23 protein-coding genes are annotated in these 22447 nt (G+C 47.5%); 18 read left to right on the plus strand and 5 right to left on the minus strand.

What is annotated here, in order from left to right; translation table 11 throughout:
• Positions 1–524: 524 nt before the first annotated feature.
• Genes KOE27_RS23070 through KOE27_RS23080 form a run of 3 tightly spaced genes read left to right on the plus strand, consistent with a single transcriptional unit; the run spans position 525 to position 2436 of the window.
• On the plus strand, positions 525–1163 hold the full coding sequence (locus KOE27_RS23070) for a DUF2975 domain-containing protein (protein ID WP_215241116.1): 639 nt from the start codon (positions 525–527) through the stop codon (positions 1161–1163).
• A 2-nt stretch (positions 1164–1165) separates the two neighbouring features.
• Entirely contained in the window at positions 1166–1366 is a 201-nt protein-coding gene (locus KOE27_RS23075) for a helix-turn-helix domain-containing protein (RefSeq protein ID WP_215241117.1), read from the plus strand.
• A 20-nt stretch (positions 1367–1386) separates the two neighbouring features.
• Positions 1387–2436, plus strand: coding sequence for a serine hydrolase domain-containing protein (locus tag KOE27_RS23080; protein WP_215241118.1), 1050 nt, complete (start codon positions 1387–1389; stop codon positions 2434–2436).
• Positions 2437–2575: 139 nt separating this feature from the next.
• Here the strand turns inward: KOE27_RS23080 and KOE27_RS23085 are convergent, their stop codons facing one another.
• Positions 2576–3607, minus strand: coding sequence for a sensor histidine kinase (locus KOE27_RS23085; protein ID WP_215241119.1), 1032 nt, complete (start codon positions 3605–3607; stop codon positions 2576–2578).
• A 280-nt stretch (positions 3608–3887) separates the two neighbouring features.
• Positions 3888–4088 carry a hypothetical protein gene (locus KOE27_RS23090; protein ID WP_215241120.1) on the minus strand — a complete coding sequence of 67 codons (201 nt, stop codon included), beginning with the start codon at positions 4086–4088 and terminating at the stop codon, positions 3888–3890.
• A gap of 66 nt (positions 4089–4154) precedes the next feature.
• On the opposite strand from KOE27_RS23090, the gene KOE27_RS23095 reads away from it, so the two are divergent.
• The 11 genes from KOE27_RS23095 to KOE27_RS23145 all read left to right on the plus strand — a co-directional run bounded on the left by KOE27_RS23095 (position 4155) and on the right by KOE27_RS23145 (position 15445).
• Positions 4155–5135 carry a c-type cytochrome gene (locus tag KOE27_RS23095; protein ID WP_215241121.1) on the plus strand — a complete coding sequence of 327 codons (981 nt, stop codon included), beginning with the start codon at positions 4155–4157 and terminating at the stop codon, positions 5133–5135.
• Between the two features lie 353 nt (positions 5136–5488).
• Positions 5489–6715 (plus strand): hypothetical protein, encoded by a 1227-nt coding sequence (locus KOE27_RS23100; RefSeq protein ID WP_215241122.1) that lies wholly within the window; start codon positions 5489–5491, stop codon positions 6713–6715.
• Between the two features lie 28 nt (positions 6716–6743).
• The gene (locus KOE27_RS23105) at positions 6744–7307 is read left to right on the plus strand and encodes a hypothetical protein (RefSeq protein ID WP_215241123.1); all 564 of its coding nucleotides are present in this window, start codon (positions 6744–6746) and stop codon (positions 7305–7307) included.
• A complete protein-coding gene (locus KOE27_RS23110) occupies positions 7304–8302 on the plus strand; it encodes an alpha/beta fold hydrolase (RefSeq protein ID WP_215241124.1) in 999 nt (332 codons plus the stop codon). Before KOE27_RS23105 ends, KOE27_RS23110 begins: the two co-directional genes overlap by 4 nt.
• Before the next feature lie 246 nt (positions 8303–8548).
• The gene (locus KOE27_RS23115; RefSeq protein WP_229252900.1) at positions 8549–10006 is read left to right on the plus strand and encodes a PKD domain-containing protein; all 1458 of its coding nucleotides are present in this window, start codon (positions 8549–8551) and stop codon (positions 10004–10006) included.
• 163 nt (positions 10007–10169) lie between these two features.
• The gene (locus tag KOE27_RS23120; protein ID WP_215241125.1) at positions 10170–11318 is read left to right on the plus strand and encodes an FAD-dependent monooxygenase; all 1149 of its coding nucleotides are present in this window, start codon (positions 10170–10172) and stop codon (positions 11316–11318) included.
• A 68-nt stretch (positions 11319–11386) separates the two neighbouring features.
• Entirely contained in the window at positions 11387–11593 is a 207-nt protein-coding gene (locus tag KOE27_RS23125) for a hypothetical protein (protein ID WP_215241126.1), read from the plus strand.
• Positions 11594–11659: 66 nt separating this feature from the next.
• On the plus strand, positions 11660–11845 hold the full coding sequence (locus KOE27_RS23130) for a hypothetical protein (RefSeq protein WP_215241127.1): 186 nt from the start codon (positions 11660–11662) through the stop codon (positions 11843–11845).
• A 159-nt stretch (positions 11846–12004) separates the two neighbouring features.
• Positions 12005–13345, plus strand: coding sequence for a nucleotide disphospho-sugar-binding domain-containing protein (locus KOE27_RS23135; protein ID WP_229252901.1), 1341 nt, complete (start codon positions 12005–12007; stop codon positions 13343–13345).
• A 120-nt stretch (positions 13346–13465) separates the two neighbouring features.
• Positions 13466–14212 carry a carboxypeptidase-like regulatory domain-containing protein gene (locus tag KOE27_RS23140; RefSeq protein ID WP_215241128.1) on the plus strand — a complete coding sequence of 249 codons (747 nt, stop codon included), beginning with the start codon at positions 13466–13468 and terminating at the stop codon, positions 14210–14212.
• A 135-nt stretch (positions 14213–14347) separates the two neighbouring features.
• The gene (locus KOE27_RS23145; RefSeq protein ID WP_229252902.1) at positions 14348–15445 is read left to right on the plus strand and encodes a sensor histidine kinase; all 1098 of its coding nucleotides are present in this window, start codon (positions 14348–14350) and stop codon (positions 15443–15445) included.
• 12 nt (positions 15446–15457) lie between these two features.
• On the opposite strand, the gene KOE27_RS23150 is transcribed toward KOE27_RS23145, so the two are convergent.
• The gene (locus KOE27_RS23150; RefSeq protein ID WP_138484641.1) at positions 15458–16237 is read right to left on the minus strand and encodes a LytR/AlgR family response regulator transcription factor; all 780 of its coding nucleotides are present in this window, start codon (positions 16235–16237) and stop codon (positions 15458–15460) included.
• A 351-nt stretch (positions 16238–16588) separates the two neighbouring features.
• Between KOE27_RS23150 and KOE27_RS23155 the strand changes: the two genes are divergently transcribed.
• Entirely contained in the window at positions 16589–16915 is a 327-nt protein-coding gene (locus KOE27_RS23155; RefSeq protein ID WP_215241129.1) for a phospholipase C/P1 nuclease family protein, read from the plus strand.
• A 182-nt stretch (positions 16916–17097) separates the two neighbouring features.
• Positions 17098–17454, plus strand: a complete 357-nt coding sequence (locus KOE27_RS23160) for an RHS repeat domain-containing protein (RefSeq protein WP_215241130.1) — start codon at positions 17098–17100, stop codon at positions 17452–17454.
• On the opposite strand, the gene KOE27_RS23165 is transcribed toward KOE27_RS23160, so the two are convergent.
• Together KOE27_RS23165 and KOE27_RS23170 are read right to left on the minus strand one after the other, a co-directional pair.
• Positions 17435–18370 (minus strand): ISAon1 family transposase, encoded by a 936-nt coding sequence (locus KOE27_RS23165; RefSeq protein ID WP_215240549.1) that lies wholly within the window; start codon positions 18368–18370, stop codon positions 17435–17437. The two genes, KOE27_RS23160 and KOE27_RS23165, sit on opposite strands and share 20 nt — an antisense overlap.
• A 43-nt stretch (positions 18371–18413) precedes the next feature.
• On the minus strand, positions 18414–18764 hold the full coding sequence (locus KOE27_RS23170) for an ISAon1 family transposase N-terminal region protein (RefSeq protein ID WP_215240550.1): 351 nt from the start codon (positions 18762–18764) through the stop codon (positions 18414–18416).
• Positions 18765–19219: 455 nt separating this feature from the next.
• On the opposite strand from KOE27_RS23170, the gene KOE27_RS23175 reads away from it, so the two are divergent.
• Complete coding sequence (locus tag KOE27_RS23175; protein ID WP_215241131.1) at positions 19220–20560, plus strand: tyrosine-type recombinase/integrase; 1341 nt, start codon at positions 19220–19222, stop codon at positions 20558–20560.
• Between the two features lie 270 nt (positions 20561–20830).
• On the plus strand, positions 20831–22042 hold the full coding sequence (locus KOE27_RS23180) for an IS256 family transposase (protein ID WP_215241132.1): 1212 nt from the start codon (positions 20831–20833) through the stop codon (positions 22040–22042).
• Positions 22043–22447: the final 405 nt, after the last annotated feature.

Below are 22447 nucleotides of genomic sequence, written 5' to 3' on the forward strand. Positions count from 1 at the left end.
TGTCTCCCGCTGACCGAAAATGTTCCTGGGCAACTGCCCTTCCTTGACAAGCAGCGACATGGCCCGGAAGCGGCGCTCTCAGGCTTTGACGCTTTTGGATCTTGCTTAGCGCATTTAAACATCTCTGAGGAACACGCAGTAGTATTATCGAACGTCCGTACATTGTCTGGTCAAACGACTTTAACAGAAGGTATCCGTCTCGCAAAATCAGTCGAGTGTTTGAATGTGAAACTTTGATTTATGGGATAGCAAATTGAGGCTCACAAAATTTATTCAACTGGCGAAATGAAAGACAGTCTCACAAAACGGAGGTTTTTAGAGACATTTAATAGATCCAGCCGTTATCTTGCTTATCTAAGGTATCAGTATTGATACGCTCAATTTGAAGCGGATTGGTCAACCCCAACGAACCCTCACGTCTGCATTAAGATTATTACCTTTATCATCTCGGCATAACCTTTACGTAAAAGAAAAATATTTTTATGTTTTACGTAAAATTTTATACCTTCGTAAAAAAACAATCTATGAAGACGTTAGGCAAAAGATCACTCTCTTCACTCTTCAAACGTGGTATTACTTTTGTATTGTATTTGGAATTCTTATTGCTGTTAACGCCTCCGTTGGTTTTTCTTGATGAAGACGGTATCCGCTATGACTGGCCGATTACGCTGACAACGGTCAGAACCAAACCAATCATCTATCCAGGGAGTGATCTGATTACCGATTTTGAACTACATGGCCGCTCAGATGCCGAAGTGACCAGCGCGGACCAGACGCTCTCCTTTGAGGACAGCACCCTAGGCAGACGATTACTTCAAACCTTGCATAACTTGGTTTATATCGGTTTAATCCTGTTCATCACCTGGCAACTAAGGAGGGTCTTCTCGGGTTTTTCGATAAATCAGCCTTTCGCTAACAACAATGCAGCCCGAATCAAATGGATCGCCTTTGCCGTGTTGTTTCTGGTAGGGTTCGATATGCTTGAAGACGTCCTGCATCAGCTTTATACCAGCTCTACCATTCTGCTTTCCGGAGCCAGGTTCGATGCTTATTCCTTTCATGTTGACTCTCGTACGTTTATGCTTGGCTTGCTACTCCTTATTTTGGCGGAAGTATTCCGGCAAGGTTATGCCTACCAGACCGACAGCGAATCTATTCTTTAATCATGGCAATAATCGTGAATCTGGATGTAGTTATGGCCAAGAAAAAGATGTCTCTCACCGAATTATCGGAGAGACTCGGCATCTCTATGACCAACTTATCTCTGCTCAAGACTGGAAAAGTAAAAGGTGTTCGCTTTACGACCCTTGAGGCTCTTTGTCGGGCTCTGGATTGTAAGCCGGGCGATATACTCGATATAGAATAACTACACAATTCTTCGATCATATGGACAAGAAAACAAGGGCCATTTCCATAACTTTAGGCTGGCTAGTGGCGGTTTGTAATCTGGCTAGTTGCAATACCAATCCAGGAAAAACGAAACCGGAGAAAATAGATTACCTGGTCGAAAGAGCGGCTAAAGAGCATACGTTTATCGGGAATGTCCTGGTAATGGACAAGGGACAAATCATTTATAAAAAAGGCATCGGAAAAGCCAACATGGCCCTGGGCCTGTCCAATAGTGATAGTACCCGGTTTTTACTGGCCTCGCTTTCCAAGCCTTTTACCGCTATTCTGATCTTAAAACTAGCTGAACAAGGGAAGCTCAAACTGACCGATAGGCTGATAACCTATTTTAAAACGGTCCAATCGAGGAAGGCAGATGAGGTCACCATCCACCAATTATTAACCCATACGTCGGGTATTAAGGAATTCATATCGGAAAAGCGTCCTTTTATTGAATCCGATCTAGCACAAATAAGGTTCAATTTTGAGCCAGGGGATGATTTCGAGTATTCCAATTCGGGCTACGTTCTGTTAGCCAAAATGGCCGAGATAGCCTCAGGCAAGTCATACCCTGACTTGGTCAGAGAGTTGATATTTCATCCCCTACAGATGTCTTCTTCAGGAGTAGCCAGGTTATTAGACACTATTCCGAATCTGGCCATTGGCTACCAGGCAGCTGCTCAGACCCAGCTCGTGACCATACCTTATTCCCTTGCAGTTGTCGATGGGGCTGGTTCACTGTATTCAACAGCTGGTGATTTAGTCAAGCTTAATCAGGGGCTAAATTCTGATGCCATTTTGTCCAAAAAGATGCGCGAACTGATGGTATATCCCCATGTTAAAGAAAAGTTTGGTTATGGCTGGTACCTACGCGAACGAGGTGGCATTTGGGACGTGTCCTATCACAAAGGTGATCTACCAGGTTATACGAGTATGCTGAGCCGAAGAAATGGGTTCAATCAACTCATCGTTTTATTGGCCAATGCAGGAGGTCTTGATCTGGCAGATCTAGAGAATGACATTAGTCGCGTATTACAAGCAAAGGAGTAAAGAGCCTTGTATAGGTAAGTGTCTCACGAAGAAAAACATATCGAAAATTCAGAATGATATTGCCAAAGAGAGTGTCGGGGTGCAACTGACGAAAAAGTAACGTCGGGCAGGCGTTTCGGGTGACCCATCCAGCCTGCTTTCAGACAAGGGGTAAAGTTACCCGGAACTCGCGCCCGTCATCTTCGATGACCGGCGCGGGCAGGTTGAGCGTCTGGTACTTAATCAGTATGTTACTTAGGCCCACACCGTTGGACATATCCCGATGGGGCTTGCGTTGCAGGTTGTTGCTGACCGTCAGGCGTTGTTGTTCGGTGGTTCTAAGCGTAATAGTCAGGGGCTGTTCAGGCAGGATGACGTTATGCTTCACGGCATTTTCAAGAAGCAGTTGCAGCGTTAAGGGCGGCAGATGCAAGGCCTTCAAACCGGGCTGGATGTGCGTAACGAGCGTTACTGCATCGCCATGACGGGTCTTCAACAGATGATAGTACGAGTTAATAAACTCTAGCTCATTAGTCAGCGGCACCAGGGCTGCCTCATTGCTTCGGAGAAGATATCGATAGACTGAACTTAGCTCGTAGCAGAAGGTTTCTGCTTTTTGAGGGTCTTCGCCAATCAAAGTCGTGAGGGTGTTGAGACTGTTGAAGAGGAAGTGGGGGTTCACCTGCTGGCGAAGGGCGTCCAGCTGGGCCTGTAGCTGCGCCTTGCTGAGCGTTTCTACCTCCTGACGTGATTGCTGCCAGGCACCAAAATTGTAGATATTTTCATAGGATACCGTAACAACAGCATCTGTGAGCAGCGTGAACAGTACGCAGAACATCAGCCGAAGAGGGTCAGGTACGAAACCGGGCAGGTCGATCCATTGATAAATAAAGTAGGCAAGGCTGAAGTGCAGACACGAACACGTGGCAGTACCGATATACTGCCTGATCGTTTTGGTCAAGTATTGGGCTGGTTCGGGGTTATTTCCGCGCAGTCTGGGGACGACGATGGACCCGTTGACCATGAAGTTACTGATGGAAAGGATCACGATAATGCTTGATGCCAGGCCGAATGTGCGCCAGTTTTGCCAATAAACCGTACCAATAAGTATCCAGTTTAGAAGGCCGCAGCAGAGCGGTATGATGGCGACTTGCAGGAGTATAAAATACCGGGAGTTAGCGAGCGATTTCATCGAAATGTCGAAAGATTCAGGTAGTCAAAGCTACTGAATGCTGCCTGAATAACCAATTACTGTTCGTTCGACACCAGTTGATGCCTGAGAAACAACCGGCCAATTTTGGGCCATTGACTTACCTATTTCTCACAAAATCAAAACACAAGTTCGATGTACTTTACATACCCGCATGGCGATTATAACTCTCACGAGACGTCAGTTTTTTGCGATCGGCGATAGCTGTGCGCTGACCTTCTTGAAAGGCCAAAAAAAGTGTATCGTTTCGATATTTCAGAAATCAATGTGCCATTTTCAACTTGCAAATATTCCTAATGTCAGCCAAATATTGCATTCCCCCGACAACCGACATCTGGACGGTTTCATAGGGACCTTGAATTTTATTCATCAAGGGTAAGTCAAGGCCAAAAATATGCGCTCCATTGGCTTTTATTTCCGTTTCATCCTTCCGGTCATTCAATGCTTGAGCACGCTTTTTCACTTTTGTCCCGGGCGATACAATTGTCGGCCCGATTGCATCTACTGGCCATCTTTATTTATCAAGCACATGAAAAAAGTTTTGAAAGTTCTCGGAATCGTTCTTGGTAGCCTTGTGCTATTGGCGGGATCCTTTTGTACGTATGTAGCCATCTTGGGGGTACCTACCTACGACAAACCCACCGTACCTGTCGTTTCAGTCGAAGTAACGCCCGAACGGGTGTCACGAGGTGAAATAATCTCCCAAATCCAGTGCATGGGGTGCCACTCGGATAACAACAACCAGCTGACAGGCAAATATATGGGCGAAGTACCCGCCCTATTCGGTAAAATCTATTCTAAAAATATCACCCAGGATAAAGAGAAAGGGATCGGCCAATGGACCGACGGTCAACTGATTTATTTCCTGCGGACGGGCCTCCGGGCGGATGGCTCCTACGCTCCAGTGATGCCGCAGTACCCCAACCTCTCGGATGAAGATTTGAGCTCGGTGGTAGCCTGGTTGCGATCGGACCGTTTTCCAGTACAGCCCAATTCAACAGAACCTCAGTCCTCGGACTTCAGCTTCTTTACCAAATTATTGACTCATCTCGTGATGAAACCCTTACCCTATCCTCAGCATTTCGTTGCCCCTGCCGATAGCACCAACTCGCTGGCTTTGGGCAAATATACGGCCGACGCGCTCGGTGATTGTTTCGGTTGCCATTCGGCCAACTTCGTGGATCAGGACAAAATAAATACCGAGCGCACGAAGGGCTATTACGGTGGTGGCAACGAGATGGTAGGCATCGACGGACAAAAGGTGCTTACAGCGAATTTGACGTTCGACGAACAAACCGGGATCGGACGAAAATATACCAGAGAGCAGTTTATAAAAGCCGTCAAATTGGGCGTTAGGCCCGACGGTAGTATCCTTAAGTACCCTATGACCCCCAAGATGGGACTTTCTGATCGGGAGGTAGGGGCGATCTACGACTACCTGAAAACTATCCCGAAGATCAAGAATGACATTGAGAGCAAGAATGCTGAACTGGAAATGAGAAAAAAATGATCTCTGGAGAAGGTATAGGCAATTTACACTCGCCAGGTGGGTCTGACGGCCCGCCAATCCGGCTTGTTGGAGGTGTTATGCCGGGTGAGATCCGGCATAACATTTGCCGATCATCCACATTGGATAACTGCTAAAAATCGCATCTATAATCGCAGATGGGCACCCGGCAGCCCAGTTCACTGCCATCCGCATCATGTAGGAGAGCTTACCATAGCAGCCGGAACCCTATTAGTTAAATAGCCCACGTCCATTAGTCCGTTTCAACGGCAAATTATACCGGTTCAAGGAACAGCCCGCTGGGCAGGTCAGGGGAAGGCCGCAATTTTGGGCTATCAAAACAACCAAAAAAAGCCATGAAAAAATCATTAAACCTTTTGCTCGGCCTTTCACTGGCCATCCTATGTTTCTGCTGCGATCCCGACAAAGAACCCTTAACGCCCACCGTGCCGGCCACTGGCGCCATTACCCCCGTGGGTACTTCCGAAGGGCCTGTCCAGACCGCCTCCATCGGTCCGGCGGGAGGTACGATCCAATCTGCCGACCAGCGCCTCACAATCTCCATACCCGCTGGAGCCTTGACCGAATCCAAGACCATCTCGATACAGCCAATTGGAAACCATTGCCCGGCGGGGGCAGGCCAAGCTTTTCGGCTCACTCCCCATGGTCTTACATTCGCAAAAGCCGCTCGTATTACCTTTCAATACAATGAACACGAAGTAAACGGTTCTGCCCCTGAGGCATTGCAAGTGGCGTACCAAACCGACAAAGGACACTGGCAGGCACCTGTCGTGAAGGGGCTGGACACCACTATCCATACAGTAACCGTAGAAACCACCCATTTCAGTGACTGGGCTTTGTTCAAAAGGATGTTTATCAATCCCCTGACCGCCATTGTAGACCCTGGAAGCAAGGTTCAACTGGATGTTTTTGAAACCGTAGCCCAAACCAGCTCCGATGATGAGCTAGTTTTGCACCTACCCGTACGGACTGACGCCAAACACCTTGATCGCTGGCAATTGACCGGTGAAGGCACGCTGACACCTAATAAGACCTCCGCTGACTACCAGGCTCCCAGCTCCATCCCCGCCACCAACCCAGTCGCTGTTTCGATATTCCTGAAAGTATCCGTTACCATTGAAGGCAGGGAATACAAAGACATCCGGCTGATCTCCAACGTATATGTAGCACCGGAAGGGATTTCAGTGCAGATCGATGGCGGAGACTGGCGGACCTTCCCAGGCGGGGCAAACATCAATGCTAATCATAATGTCGTCACCGGAAAAATCGGTTCCGAATCGGCCTCCGTTATATGGAAGGGTGCACCAAACGGCACTTACCACTGGACTAAAAGCACCGACGTAGCCTTCAATCTGCTAGCAGGCCCTATGATCTACCAGCATATTTATGGCACGCAGGCCACTGTCAGCGGTGGCTCGCTGAAGGTGGATGATTCCCACCCCGATTGGGCACTGGGTACCTTTATACTAAATCCTGCCGGTTGGATCAGAACCTCTACACCACTGGATCCGATGGGTACCGCCAATATCAAAGGGGTTTTTCGCATGAAGCGGGTACAATAGAATTGACAAAAAATAGCAATTCCAATCTATGAAAATCGTAATCATCTTGTTGGGGCTGTTCGTCCTGGGGGTACTTTCAGTCCAAGCTCAATCGCTACGGGTAGGCTACTACGGTGAAACCGTTACCCATTACGGCCTTAAAGTAGCCGCTGAGTGGTCGTTGAAAAGCTATGTTAAAGAGCGCAATCAGGCGCGTAAAGAATTTCTGGTCGGTCCAGCCGTGGCTATGTATCGCCACCCGCAGAACCATATTGGCCTGGTATTCTTTCCGGAACTGACCTACCGCCGGACGAGTCGGCGCGGAGGGATTTTTGAGGTTGGCCTGGCTCCGGCATATGCTTACTATTTTCTTGAAGGAGCTACCTACACCCCCAACGAGTCGGGGGGACTCCGCCGGATACGGTGGGCGGGACAAGACGCCTTTTTGCCCACGGTTTTTGTCGGCGTAGGAAAGGATTTATCACTTCGGCGGCAGGTACCTATCTCGTGGTTTACACGCCTGAACGTCATGCAGCAACGCCCTTACAATACCTCCACACTCATGCGATTCAGCCTGGAAGCGGGCATCAACTTTTCTCTCAAAAAACAATGAAATCTATTTATAGTTACCTTTTTCTTGCCAGTTTGCTGATGCTGCTGGCCTGCGGAGACCGCGACCCACAACCCATCGAAAATAACACACTGTTTCTACGGAACAAAGGAGCCGATATGCCCATTTGGGTTAAAGGAAACCGGGAATCCAGAAAGATAATTCTGTATGTGCACGGCGGGCCCGGCGACTGCGCCATGTGTTACCGCTACTATCTGAAAGGACTGGAAACCGAAACGATGGTAGCATACTGGGATCAGCGCGTAGCCGGGGCATCCTCCGGAAAAGTTGACGAAAGTACCCTCCGGTACGCCCAGTTCAGCGAGGACCTTGGGTATGTGGTACAACTTTTAAAAACGCAGTACCCGGGAGCAGAAGTCTACCTCTTGGCCCACAGCTTCGGCGTCGAGCTTTCCTGGCAATACCTCACCACGGGTACTAACCAAACAGAGATTGCAGGGTTGATGGTGGTGAACGGTATGTTTTCATTTGCTAACTGGCTGGCGGCTGTGCGGGACTGGGCACTGCGCGAAGCGAAGCAGCAGAAAAAAACAGAAGCCGAAACCTACCTGCTGGCCAACCCGGTCACACCTGAAAACGCTGCCTCCATCGAGTGGGAACCTATCTACCGCTGGATGAACAAGCTGGGCGGAAATCCTGTGTCGATCTATAAAGATGGTAAGTACCTCCTGAATTACAGCTTCAACTCTCCTAACACCGCGCTGGCGCAATTTACGCATGCAAAAGCATACACTTATTACGGAAACGTCGAGAGTCGCAGGTTCGAGAAAGGACCGCTGCTGAAAGACATCCGTATACCGGTGGGCTTGTTTTGGGGCGTAAAGGATGGGGTAGTGCCGGTTGAGGTAGGAGACGCCACGAAGACATTACTGACCAACTCCTCGGTGACGGAAGTACGTTTCAGCGAATCCTGGCATGAACCTTTCATTACCGAAACCGAGAAATTCAATCGGGCAGTGCTGGATTTTGTGCGATGAATTAGAAAGCTTGGTTTTTGCAAAGAGTGGCATTTTCTGTCGTTTCATCACACCATTTTTACGCTCCATTCGGCTTCCTGCTGACCATTCTAAGGCGAGCTCCTACTTTTGAAAAACAAAAACCCAATAACTAACTCGGGACAACCCCGAATAACTCCAATATTAGCCATGAAAACAAAATACCCAACTCCCCAACCCATTCGCGTGCAACCCGCGTTCATCTTTACCCTGTTCCCTACCCTGCGCTTGAGGCTACTGATCCTGCTTACGGGACTTTTCCTAGCTACTGCTTGTAAGGAAAAATCACAAGAAGTCACGCCTTCCGGAGCCGTTACGGCTAAGGCCGGGACCGACCAAACGGTGCAGGTAGGTCAAATGGTTATGCTCGATGGCTCGGGCTCGACCGACAGTGAGAGCAAGCCGCTCACCTACCAATGGGCGGTGCTACGCAAGCCTGCCAAAAGCACCGTTACGCTTTCCGAAGCAGCCTCGTTCAAACCAACCTTCAAACCCGATGAAGTGGGTGAGTACGAACTGGAACTCACCGTCGCCAGTCCCAATGGGAAGGCCACCGATAAGGTACTGGTGACGGCCAGTGTGGCTGAGCCGCTGGCTATAAGCGCCAATATTACGGTTAAGACCACCTTGGCAGATCGGATTGCCCACCCCGACCTGCCCGACTACATCGTGACCAAGAATATCGATGTGAGTCACGAGCTGACGATCAACCCTGGTGTGGTGATTGCCTTTGAGCGCGATGTGCGCATGAATGTCAACGACAATGGCGGTTTGTTGATCGCCAGAGGTGAAGCGGCTAAAAAGATCAAGTTTGTGGGCGTGCAGAGAACCAAGGGCTATTGGGTTGGGATCGCCCACTATTCCGGCAGCAACGCCAACATCTTGGAGCATGTGGAGGTAAGCCATGCAGGTAGTCGTCCCATTTTCAGCACCACGAAGGCAGCCTTGTATTTCTCGGGCGGAAGCAAGGCACAGATGGCGATCAAAAACACTGCTTTTACCGACAATGATGGCTATGGAATATATGTCTACGAGGGAGGTATCCTGCGCGAGTTCACCGAGAATGGTTTTCGGAACAACACAGAGGCGGGTATTTTGCTCGACGCAGCCAACGTAGAGAAACTGGATTATTTTTCAACATTTAATGGGAACAACGGGCGTGATGTGGTGGAAGTAACACCCTCCAACCTCAAAAACGGTGACGAAATAACCTGGTCGGGCTTCGCGGATAAAGCTCCATACCGAATCAATGGCGAACTGAATATCAATACGGGTTGGAAACTCAAGCCTGGTGTAACGCTGGAAATGAACCGTGACGCCGTGATCCGTATCAACACCAGCGGCTACCTTTCGGCCATAGGCACCACGAAGGACAAAGTGGTTTTCACCAGCGCGGACGGCTCAGCGGCCTACTGGCGCGGTATCATCTGCTACTCGGCCGATCCTAAGACGGTCCTTGAAAACGCCGAGGTTCGCAATGCAGGCGGCAATATCATCGTATCTGCCAAAAAAGCCAATATCGCCGTCTGGGGAACCAAGGCGACGATGAACATCAAAAACACCAAAATCAGCGGCAGTGGAGGCTACGGGGTAATGGTAGGTTACGGCTCATCAGTCAACACCGATCTCACCACCGCCAATATTTTCGAGTCCAACACACAGGGAAATGTGCTGATTGAGAAATAAGGTCGTGGAGTGCTGGCAGACAGCAGGGAGGCCATGCTGCATCCTGGCCTTTTTCAAGAAGCAAAAAATCGCTTCACCAGTGGCTTTTTCCGTTTCATCAATTCAGGTATCAAATTGGATTATATCCTTGACGAGGTTTGCTAGTAATCTAACATCGTACTTTATGAAAACCAATCCTTCCTTCACCATCATCGGCGGGGGCATCGCCGGACTCACCACGGCTATTGCCCTCTCCAGACTTGGCCTGAATGCCACCGTTTTTGAAGCCGCACCTAATGTTCGTCCGTTGGGTGCGGGGCTGGCCCTTGCAGCAAATGCCATCCAGGCCTTCGAACGGCTGGGCGTTGCCGAAGCGGTCATCCAACGGGGACGTCAACTCCATGCGCTCTCGATTTATGACGAATCCGGAAGGGTGGTGACCCGCACCGACAGCCTGGCTATCAGTAAACGTTACGGTATCGACAATTTTGCCATTCACCGGGCAGAGCTCCATCAGGTATTGCTGGATCATCTACCATCGTCTATTGTTTTTACCAGCAAGAAGGCAATCCGGATGGAACAACAACTTGACGGAGTAACTGTTTTCTTTGAGGATGGTAGCAGCCGCCAAACCGATTATCTGCTGGTAGCTGATGGCATTCATTCACCCATTCGTAGGCAGTTACTGCCCGAGTCGGCCCCGCGGTATGCAGGGTACACCTGCTGGCGCGGAGTGGTGCACCGGCCCGATCTACCCATGACCGAAGCCTCCGAAACCTGGGGGCGCCGGGGTCGGGTCGGCATCGTTCCACTGACAGACGAGCGGGTTTACTGGTTTGCGTGTATCAATGCCTCGCCTCAAAACCAGCAGATGGGATTACTGACGAGTCGCAATCTGGCCGATCATTTCAGGCACTACCACGCACCCATTTCCGATCTGCTGGCCGGTACACCGGACGAAAACCTGCTCTGGAACGACATCATCGACCTCAAGCCTCTGAAGCGCTTCGCCTTCGGGCGTACCTTGTTACTGGGCGATGCTGCCCACGCAACTACACCTAATCTGGGTCAAGGTGCCTGCCAGGCGATTGAGGATGCCGCTGTACTTGCCGACACAATGGGGAAGAACGTTTCGGTCGAAACCGCCTTTCGTGACTTTGAGCAACGACGCCTTTCGCGCACCCGGACCATTACCAACACTTCCTGGCGTATCGGGCAAGTGGCGCAGTGGAGTAATCCGCTCCTGACCCGGACAAGGAACTACCTGTTCCGGCTGGTACCCTCCTCTCTGAGTGAGCGGCAATTGGAAATGCTCTATACGGTTGATTTCTAGTATTCCCCCAGCGATTTATGGCATTTTACCTTCCCGACTGCTAAATTTATTTGTCGTAAATCCATTGGATGAAAAAATTCTTCACGCTTGACCACAATGACTTTCTAGTGATGCTGGCGAGTTCTCCGGTGATTGTCGTGGCTAATTACCTGATCCTGGGGTCATCTTATATGGCGAATCTCGGCGTATTTGTGGGCACAACACTCGGGCTTACCGCATTGTCTGTGGTTGTTTCATGGCTGATGCATGCCTGGATGGAATTTATGCGGTACTGATTCGCTGGCGTGGAGCTGGTAGGGCGCCGGGTAACCTACTGCCTGATTTTCTATTTGGTGGCCACGATGGCTCCAATCGGCTTCTGGTCAAGAAAATGCTGCAAAAGAAGAGAAACCCGCGTGGCTTCCAACGGCGTCGGTCTCAGCAACAACCTGGTCAAATACGCCATGCTGGGCCAGTCAATGCCGCAGATTCTGGAGTTGGACGGGGAGTTTGTCGTGGCTCTCCCTTTGATTCCGGCTACTTCCTAGGCGCGTTCGACTATCTTGTTTTATTCTAAAAGCCGCTTCATCAGTGGCTTTTTCCGTTTCAAGGAATCCATCGTTGGGGGCTAGCCAATCTAAGCCCAAATTTGGCAATCTGAATCCGGTTAATAGACTAGAATTTTAAAAAACAAAACAAAAACAGCCATGAAAAAACTGAATATCCTTTTCGCTACCATGCCCATGGACGGGCATTTTAGTCCGCTCACCAGTTTGGCAGTCCATCTCAAGGGTCAGGGCTTCGACGTACGCTGGTACGTGGGGGGCAGCTACGGTGAAAAAGTTAAAAAATTGGGGCTTCCACATTATCCTTACACCAAAGCCCAGTACTTAAACAAGGAAAATCTAGACAAACTCTTTCCCGAAGCTTCGAAAATCAGGGGAACTGCGGCCCGGATACGCTTTGACATCAACCGGGTGTTTCTGCATCCCACCCCCAACTTTATCGAAGATCTAACAGCAATTTACGAAGAGTGGCCATTTGACCTGATCATCCACGACGTCCTGTTCCTGGGCGGCTCCATGATCCGTGAAATCCTCCCCGTAAAATCCGTGGCGATAGGTGTGTCGCCTTTGTTCGAGTCGGACAGCAATCTGCCGCCAATGGGCTTGGGGAAGGTCCCAGCCCGGAGCTGGCTGGGACGTATGGCGCAACAGGTGTTGAGCTACCTGGTTCAGGGTATCCTGTTTAAGCCCTGTAACGACCTGCATAACAAAATCCGGGTACAACATGGCCTGGCCCCCACATCGGACTCTCTTTTCGATTATGCGGTCCGTTCGGCCGATCTATACTTTCAAAGTGGCGTGCCATCGTTTGAATACCCACGCCAGCGCATTAGCCCTAATGTACGTTTTGTGGGAGCTATGCTGCCTCACACTCGAGGTATCAAACAACACTTTGAACAGGCTGATAAAGCCCTGGAGGCCAAAAGGGTGGTACTGGTGACGCAGGGAACGGTTGAAAAAGATGTAGAAAAAATTCTCGCCCCCACCCTCCAAGCATTCGCTGATGACCCCGACACACTGGTCATTGCTACTACTGGCGGCTCTTGTACGGTTGAACTACGCCAGCGATTCCCACAGGAACATTTTATCATAGAAGATTTTATCGACTTCCACTCCGTGATGAGCTTTGCAAACGTATACGTGACCAACGGTGGCTATGGTGGGGTCATGCTGGGTCTACAGCATAACCTGCCCATTGTAGCAGCGGGCGTACATGAGGGCAAGAGCGAAATCGCTGCACGCGTAGGCTATTGCGGGGTAGGAGTCAATTTGAAAACCGAAAAGCCGAAGCCAACACAAATCCGTCGGGCGGTGAATCAAGTGTTAAACGAGGTCGCATACCGTCAAAATGTGCAAAAAATGAGTCAGGAATTCTCCGAATATAACACCAATGAATTGGCCACGCAGTATATACAAGATTTGGTTGCAAAACCGCTTGAATCCATCATCGCGACACCGTCCTCTCTGCCGGCCATAGGATAAACAGGGTCACATTCAGATTCAAGGTATGGGTATCGTATTTTTTTGGGTTAGTCTTAAATAAATCTACCCGATCTAGAATCGCTGCAAAATCTTAAAAAACAAAATAAATTTCGAATAGCCATGATAAAAACCTTTGCTCCTGCGACTGTTGCTGCAATCCTGTTTTTTGCTTTTATGACTCCCTTCTCATGTATCCAATCGGACACCCAGGAAGTCAGTCCCGATCTCGGTCGGCCACAAAAAGGCGTCGTTTCGGGAAGCGCCACTGATGCGGCAGGTAAGCCGCTGCCCAATGCCACGATCGTGGTCAACAACACGCAGTTTTACAACCACAACGTTCTGGCAGAAACAGATGCTAAAGGAAAGTACAGCCTGTCCCTCACGCCCGGTTCGTGGTATGTGCGGGGAACTACTAAAATCCGGTTTGACAACAAGAACTACGTCCTCGATCTGCATCCCGATTCCGACGCCCCCTTCGCTGGAACAGAGGGTGCAGTGCGTAATTTGAGCCTGAGAATAGCGGGCGAACGCACGGGGCAGTTTGGCAACGATGGCTTTTATGGAGGCCAGGTAGAAGTATTTGCCTCGGGCTTGCCCACTGATCAAATGATGCTAACCCTTCAACCAGTCGGCAATCTGCTGGATGGCTCAACTGGAAAACTAATCACCGCCAAACCCCAGCAGTCGTACCTGGACAACGTGCCGCTGGGTAAGTACAAGGTCACGGCCAGCATTGGTGGACAATTCTTACGGGTGAGGGTACGCAATACCGGGCAAGAATACGGTGCTGCAGTCACCGCGAGCTTCGATCCGGCGTACACTGGAGCCGAAGGACGATACAAACTGAATATCGAAGTTAGTGAATGAGAAAATACGGGGCATAGCCGCAAAATGCGGCCCGTTGGCGGCCTTTCCGGTTTCATCGGGACCCCAATGATAAAGTTTCGCGAAAATAGCCTATTCTTAACTGCACGATTTTAGACCGCCTTACCTCACTTCGTTTTGGATCGATTGAACGATAAATGGCTGCGTATCTTTGGCATTGCCTTGCTACTGGCTATCAGCATCTCCGTAAATGACTATTATGAGCAACCATTCAGTCCCCGGATGGCACTCAAAGCCGTGGTTACCCTGATTTCTATCATGGTGTTCTGGCAGGTGATGCGGGCCTGTATTTTTTATTTCCGACGCCAATACCCTCACAAATCACATACCGTCAAGCGACTGGCCTTTACGTTCCTTTCGGGCAACATCGCGACTACGCTGGTGACTTGGCTGTTTAGTGCTTTGCAGCAATGGGTCACCAGCGGGTCACCGGCTATTTACCCGATCGGTGATGAAATTGCGAGCATAACGATCAGTAACCGGGAAATTGCCCTGAGTATGGACGAATTCGATTTCGTCCAGGCTGTCACTACTTTCATCTTCATCCAGACCATTTACGAAATCGTGTTCTTCATCCATGACTCCTCTGTTCGGGAAAATCGGCTCATACAGTCAGAACAGGAACGGGAAAAACTCCGGGTTGCCAACCTGCAAAGCCAGCTAGACGCATTGAAACAGCAGGTCAATCCCCACTTCATGTTCAACAGCTTGAATGTATTGGATTCGCTCATCGAGGACGATCCCAGGCAGGCCCGTGTATTTTTGGAAGAACTCAGCACGGTGTATCGCTACCTGCTACGCTCCAACGAGCACCACCTAACCGAACTGAACAAGGAGCTCGACTTTATCCAGTCGTACTATCACCTGCTAAAAACCCGACTGGGCGACGGGCTACGGCTCAATGTTAAAATAGATGAGCAATACCAGTACCATAAAATCCCTCCACTTACCCTGCAACTGCTGATTGAAAATGCATTTAAGCACAATATCGTGCTGCCCGATCAGCAGCTGATAATCGATATCATTACCAATAAGGATGGATATTTGCTGGTTAGCAATAACGTGCAGCGCAAGAATGTCCGGGTGTCGTCCAACGGCGTGGGCTTATCCAACATCCTCAATAAGTATGAAATTCTGAACCAACCCGCCCCGGTAATTCAGGATGATGACGGGCAGTTCACAGTAACGCTTCCGTTAATTGAGGCAGCGCGTTAATTTTTTTTAAAATTATTTCCCCATCCACTTCTTGAACTCGGTAGCCCGCTCGCGGCTCACCAGCACCTCGTCGTCAGTGCCGGGTTTAAGCGTCAGTTTTAGCTTATTATTGAAATAAGGATGAATCTGCTGTACTGCACCGATATTCACAATGTACTGCCGGTTGGCACGGAAAAACTGAGTTGGGTCGAGCATCGGATCCAATTCGTCAAGAGTGTAGTCTAGTGTAAATTTCTGGTTAGTGCGGGTACGAAACAGACTGACACCCGCTTCGGAATGAAAATAGGCGATCTCGCCCACTTCAACGGGTACCCACTGCGCTAGGTGCCGCACCAGAAAGCGGCGACGGTAGTCAGGTGGGGCCACCTGCTGGCGGAGTTGCTGCACCAGAGCGTCGATAGCCACAGCGGGGGCAGGGTTTTTACTCAATTTTCGGTGCTTTTCCAAGCTAGCCTGCAGTTCCTGTAGCTTGATGGGCTTGAGCAGATAGTCGATACTATTTACCTTGAAGGCCCGCAGGGCGTATTCGTCGTAGGAGGTGGTGAAGATGACAGGGGCAGTGACGGTGGTCTGCTCGAAGATCTCGAAACTCTGCCCGTCGGCCAGCTCGATGTCCATCAGAATCAGGTCCGGGGCGTCGGGCTGGCCGGGGGCGTGGCTTTCGAGCCACTTCACTGAGGCCCGCACACTAGGTGTTGTTTCCACCACGTTGAGAGAGGGGTCCGCTTCTTTGAGCAAGCGGGTCAGTTTACGAACGGCTAGCTCTTCGTCTTCGATGATTAATACGTTCATTTTGGGAGATGCTATGGGACTGATTGGGAAAGCAGTAAAAATATTCCGTTTCGGTCACTGTAGCAATCACTTACCTCACAAATCCGTCAAAAAGTGATTTGAAACGGAAAAAGCTCAACCTGCAACAGCATTAGAACGATTTTTGAATAGCTCCCCAAGGTTGGTATCGACTATTTTAAGTCAATTGATAAGCGCCTGTATCTGCCATTAGTATCGACATCTGAAAGTCTTTCCGACCTAAGGTATCAAACCAATTTTAACGATTGTCCCGACGGATTCGTTGCCACCATCATTACCGATAAAAACGAAACGTATGGGTTCGTCGGTTGGATACAAACAGTAGAGGAAGCAATGAATGCCGCTGACGAATTTGTAAGAGCCCAGTTCGCTCGCGCAAAGCAATTATTGAAAGAAGGTAAGATTTATGATGCCTACTTTGAGTTTGGGGTTGGCCTTCATGCCTTGCAAGAGGCCACTTCTCCTGCACATTCAGGATTTCAACACTGGGGTGATAATGTATCAGCTACCCGTGTTGTCGGACATGTTAGGCAAGAAATGTTTTATCCCGGAAGTAATAGTAATCTTCAACGAGTTACCAACATGTTTTTAGCCTGGTTTCAAAAAAGCAACTCCCCGCTACCAAAGACTAATCTATTCAAAGCCATTGGACACGATTAGTATGAAAGAAACTATAATTTTGTTAGTACTATACCTTTTATTTCTCGTTTTATCACTAATTTATCGCAAAAGAATGAATTGTGTAGAAAGAAAGTGGGTGTACATCTCAATTCTTTGTATCCACCGTACAATCCAAGCTTACCCTGATTTGTAATCGGAGTCAGCTTGGTTTAGTGTTTTAAATGCATCTATATAAAATAATTCTCAGCTACGACGGGGTGAACTCCATCATCAATAATGGTGCGAATGCATCGGATTATAGTTTTGAGTATTATCTTAGAGACCACCTGGGCAATACCCGCATGGTGATGAATGAGGTGGGAACTATTGTGCAGGAGACGGAATATTTTGCTTTCGGGCTTGCCATTCCTAGAACGGTAGGGAAGAATAAGTACACCTTCTTAGGTAAAGAAAAGCAGCCCGAAACGAACTGGATAGATCTCCAAGCCAGGTTCTTCGATCCGACCATTGGTCGATTTATGGTGATTGAGGGTCAAGCTGAAAATCTGGGGGGGGAAGTTAAGCATAAAGTTTTGTAAGCCGGAATAGGAAAAATGGAATATCCCTAACGCCTCTGGATGATGACCTAAAAGCCTTGATCTTAGCGTTGAAAGATTCAGCTGAAGCGTTAGTACTTCTGTTGTTAAAGAAATTAAGAATGTCCAGATAGTGCGTCTGGATCGACCTGGCGACAGTTTTGAATGAATCAAGGCCGCAATCTTCAACTTCGTTATACCAAAGCGCCAATTTCTTGAATGCTTGTTCTTTGAGTTTGCAAGCCCGAAAGATGGTACCAAGACCACTAGCCAGCTTGTATGCTTGCTCAACAACCGGATAACGCTCAAAAAGTAGCCTCGAACGATGAACCTGTGACAGTGTCCATTTGTCGTGATGCTTAAACAGTAAGTATCTGCTTCTGACCAGCAATTGTTTAAGCGTATCTCCATTGCTCAAAACCTCAGGCTGGTAAATCAATCCGGATTGCCTGGCCGCTTCAATAGCTTCATTTTCTTGATCCAGGGCCTGCCAACGATGTTGAATCCTGATTTCCTGAACTGCATCAAATGCTAGTTTTTGGACGTGAAAACGGTCGATAACCTTCGACGCCTTTGGGAAGCATCGGCTCACAATCATGCCCATGTTGGCCGCCATGTCCAACGTCACTTCTCTTACTTTATCACGAGTACGCTTTGGAATCTTCCTCAAAATCTCAATGACAGAATTAGCTTGCGTACCTTTGACCATCGCTACTAATGAACCTTTACGTCCTTTGGCTGCTTTATCCGTGACAATTGTATATAATTCACCATTGGACAGTGATGTTTCATCTATGCTAAGATGCGAACCTGTGTTGTCGGGATATAATAGCCACTCGGCCGCATGCTCTCGTTGTTCCCAATCTTTGTAATCGCTAATATGGCTTTTATATTGCTCCTGAAGTTGCTTCCCATCCAAATGAAAGTATTTGCCTAATTGAGAACAACTTACAGGATGATTATCAATACAATCCTTTTAAAAAATCCGCGAATTCCTTAGTCATTCGCGTCCCTTTTTGAACCAATTCCCAATCCCTACTAATAGTCTCTCCCGTATCCTTCACTTCCCAACGACGGCGTTTGATACAGAGTGTAACCTTCTGGTTACGAATAGGGAAGTCCTGAATGTATATCTCGGGCAGAAAGCCCTTAGACTCTAATTTTTGATCTTTATATTCGGAGGGAGGAAGATTTTTCTCCTCCAGGTAGATGTGCAGACCCGTGAGGCCTTCGACGATTTTGGAAAGTTCAAAAAATACGGTGATCCCTTCTGGTAATAGGAAGCGAACTAAGGCTTGATATGATTCTTGCAATGGACTCTAAAATTGGTTCATTACAAATGAACTACTTTTTTAATCGCCCCCCAACTTTTCGGACTGATCCGTGATTGATCCTGAAACGGATGGACAATTAGAATTTTCTCCGTATCATTCCCCCAGAAATTCTGCTTGATCCGTTTTTGACTTGATCCCTGATCCCTTAGTTGTTGTACCTATGAAAAAAGCCGCTACGATTTTCGATCGTAACGGCTTGATTTTCTGTGTAGCGGGAGCTGGACTCGAACCAGCGACCTTTGGGTTATGAGCTTCACCTGCTATGGTATAAATTGAACATTATTGGACATAAATTGCACTTATAAGGTACTTTTGGCATGTTTTTGTCCCCTTCAGTCCATGTAAATCCAGTAAATGTTTTAGATATGTTTTAGATACTTTTTAGTAAAACGCCGCAGTCATTCGTATTTTTGTTTCTCTGAAACATGATAAACATGGCAACAGTAAAACTAGTGCTCTGGAAACACAACGAGCGGAAGGATGGTAAATTTCCGATTGCTGTAAGAATTACCAAGGACCGGAAAAGCCGCTATGTCTTTACCGGCAAATATGTTTTCGAAAAAGAATGGGATGCCCAATCTGACAAGGTGAAAAAATCGCACGAAAATTCAGTGCGCTTAAACGCATTCCTGCGAAAGAAGCTTTCGGAAATCGAAACGATCAGTGATAAATCTGAGATCATCGAAGAAAATCTCTCATCGGACCAAATCAAAAGAAAGTTTAAGCGTCAAAACACTAAGGTTTCGTTCTTTCAGTTGGCCTGCGAGAGAATTCGTAACAAGAATTTGGAAGGGATCTACTCCGTAGGGCAGCCGGAGCTCTCCATCTTATATAACATCCATGAGTTCCTGAACTTTAACGCTACTCTTTCGAAAGAAAAAGTGATTGAAGGAATTGATGCCAGGCGTAAAGCAAGAATATCCAAAGCGAGATCAGGCCCACAGAATCTACACGATGACCTGACGACGTTAGCGAACAAAAGCAGCCTTAACTTTGAAGATATTGATACGGCGTTTATAAACCGATTCAAAAGCTTTTGCTCAGCTTTCCTGGGGCACAAAACACGTACGATCACCAATCAGTTAATGTTCATCCGCACGATATACAATCTCGCGATTAAAGAGGGGATCACCGACGCAAAAAAATATCCCTTTGGAGGAGAAAAGGAAATCATAAGAATTCCTTCGGGAAACAAAATAGGTTTGACAACAGAGGAGATCAAACGAATTGAAACCCTGAAACTGGAAGAGAACACTTCAATTTGGCATACGCGTAACATCTGGCTTTTTGCCTATTACTTTGCCGGTGTACGGGTCTCCGACGTAGTATCCTTAAAATGGGCTGACTTCTTAGACGGCCGGTTGTACTACCAGATGAATAAAAATGAAAAACCCGTCAGTTTAAAAATTCCGGAACAGGCTCATAAGATACTGGCCCTTTATATGCCAGAGAAAAGCTCAACGGATGACTACATCTTTCCCTTCATGAAAAAAGCCAATCCTCAAGACAAAAAGGATGTCTTCACAAAAATCCGGAATGCAACAAAGCTTCTCAACAAACATCTGAAAAAAATCGCCGACAAGTGTAAAATTGAAAAGAACTTGTCCAATCATATCGCCAGGCATTCCTTCGGCAATATCGCAGGCGACAGAATTCACCCGCTTATGCTCCAAAAGCTGTATAGACACTCAGACTTGAAGACCACCCTTAACTATCAAGCGAACTTTATTCACAAGGAAGCGGATGAGGCTCTGGAAAAGGTTCTTGGAGAGTAGCCGAGGCTGATAGTCAAGGTTCTGCGCCAAATAAACATTCGTAATAAGGTGTTAGATGTTTCGCCGACATATGACTTTTGTTAGGCTAGACAGACTTGTGGATACTATCATAGCTTCTATCGAACATATTCGAAAGTAACAACACCTTTAAATAACAAATCAACGGTCTGCAGGCTTTAAAACCGACTTATCTAATCCCCTTTCTTATGATCGTGTGGTTTGAGACTGTAAAATGAACTCTGTCTAAAAGTTTTAACTTTATGACAGATCATGGAAAAGACAGAATTTGAACAGATGCGCGACAGAGCGCTCGAACAGTTAATGAAGGGACAGTCATTAACTGGAAAAGAGGGAGTTTTTGCTCCTTTGCTTCAGCAATTTTTAGAAAGTGCTCTCGAGTCTGAAATGAACACCCACCTCAGTGATCAAGAGCGGGAATCGGGCAATAAGCGTAATGGCAAAGGAAGCAAACGTTTAAAAACAACGTCTGGTGAGATACTCCTGACTACGCCCGAGGATCGTAAAAGCACATTTTCTCCACAAATTGTCAAGAAACGTGAAACTGTTCTGGCCGACAACCTTGCACCGCAAATAATCGGGCTCTACAGTAAGGGTATGAGTTTTAGGGATATTTCCGATCATATCCAGCAAATGTATGACGTTGAAATATCTCATGCGACATTGTCAGAAATCACTGAACGGGTCATTCCACTAGTTAAGGAATGGCAGAGCAGGCCGTTAGAAAGCCTTTACACCATTGTTTGGTTGGATGCCATGCATTACAAGGTGAGAGACGGTGGCCGAGTTGTATCAAGAGCCGTTTACAATGTGCTTGGAGTAAATCGAGATGGCTATAAGGACTTAATCGGCATGTATGTATCAGAAAGTGAGGGAGCTAACTTTTGGCTTTCAGTGCTTACTGATCTTAAATCCAGGGGAGTTAAAGACATTTTGATAGCCTGTACCGACAATCTTACCGGCTTTTCCGAGGCAATATTGGCATCTTTTCCTCAGTCTGAAATTCAGACCTGCATTATTCACCAGATCCGAAATTCGCTTAAATATGTTGCTTCCAAGGATCAAAAAACTTTCATGCAAGACCTGAAAACGGTCTATCGGGCAGCTACCAAAGATAAAGCGGAAATGGAGCTGGATAAGCTCAACGTCAAATGGGGAGTCAAGTATCCAGTCGTGATCAAATCCTGGCAGAATAATTGGCACAAATTATCGACCTATTTTGCTTATGATGAGCAAATTAGAAGGCTTATTTATACCACTAACGCGGTTGAAGGCTTTCATCGGCAAGTTCGCAAAATCACTAAAACAAAAGGCGCTTTTCCCAATGACATGGCATTGCTCAAATTGATATATTTAGCAGTAGAAAACATCAGCAGGAAGTGGACGTCCCCTTTGCAAAATTGGGCACTTACAGTTCAACAATTGCATATCAAATTTGGCGACAGAATGCAAATGGATCTTTAATTTTACCTTCCAATATAAAAAGCAAAAATAGCACGTTATCGAATTTATCAAGGGTAAATGAACGGCCTCGTGCCTCAGCCGCCCTTGACAAATCCAATAACAAGCAAAAAAAGCATTTGAAATCGAAAAGAAAAATTAAATTTGAATCAACTTAAATAGCCAGACAGAGTTCAGATTACACTCCCTGTGGTTTCAGCGAAGGCGTGTTACCTGGACCTTTTTATTATCCCGTTGACGCTTATCTGGCTTTCCTGTTGACTCGGCAATTCTCTTTGGCCCTGGTTTGATTCCCATAATTCTAAGTTTTAGTTGTAAAACACTAACCCAAGTTACGATTTTTCAAACATAAACTATAATAAAAGGAAGCAAAAAGCAGTAATAAAAGGAAGCAAAAAGCAGTAGCTA

It is taken from the genome of Dyadobacter sp. CECT 9275 (assembly GCF_907164905.1).
Classification (GTDB): domain Bacteria; phylum Bacteroidota; class Bacteroidia; order Cytophagales; family Spirosomataceae; genus Dyadobacter; species Dyadobacter helix.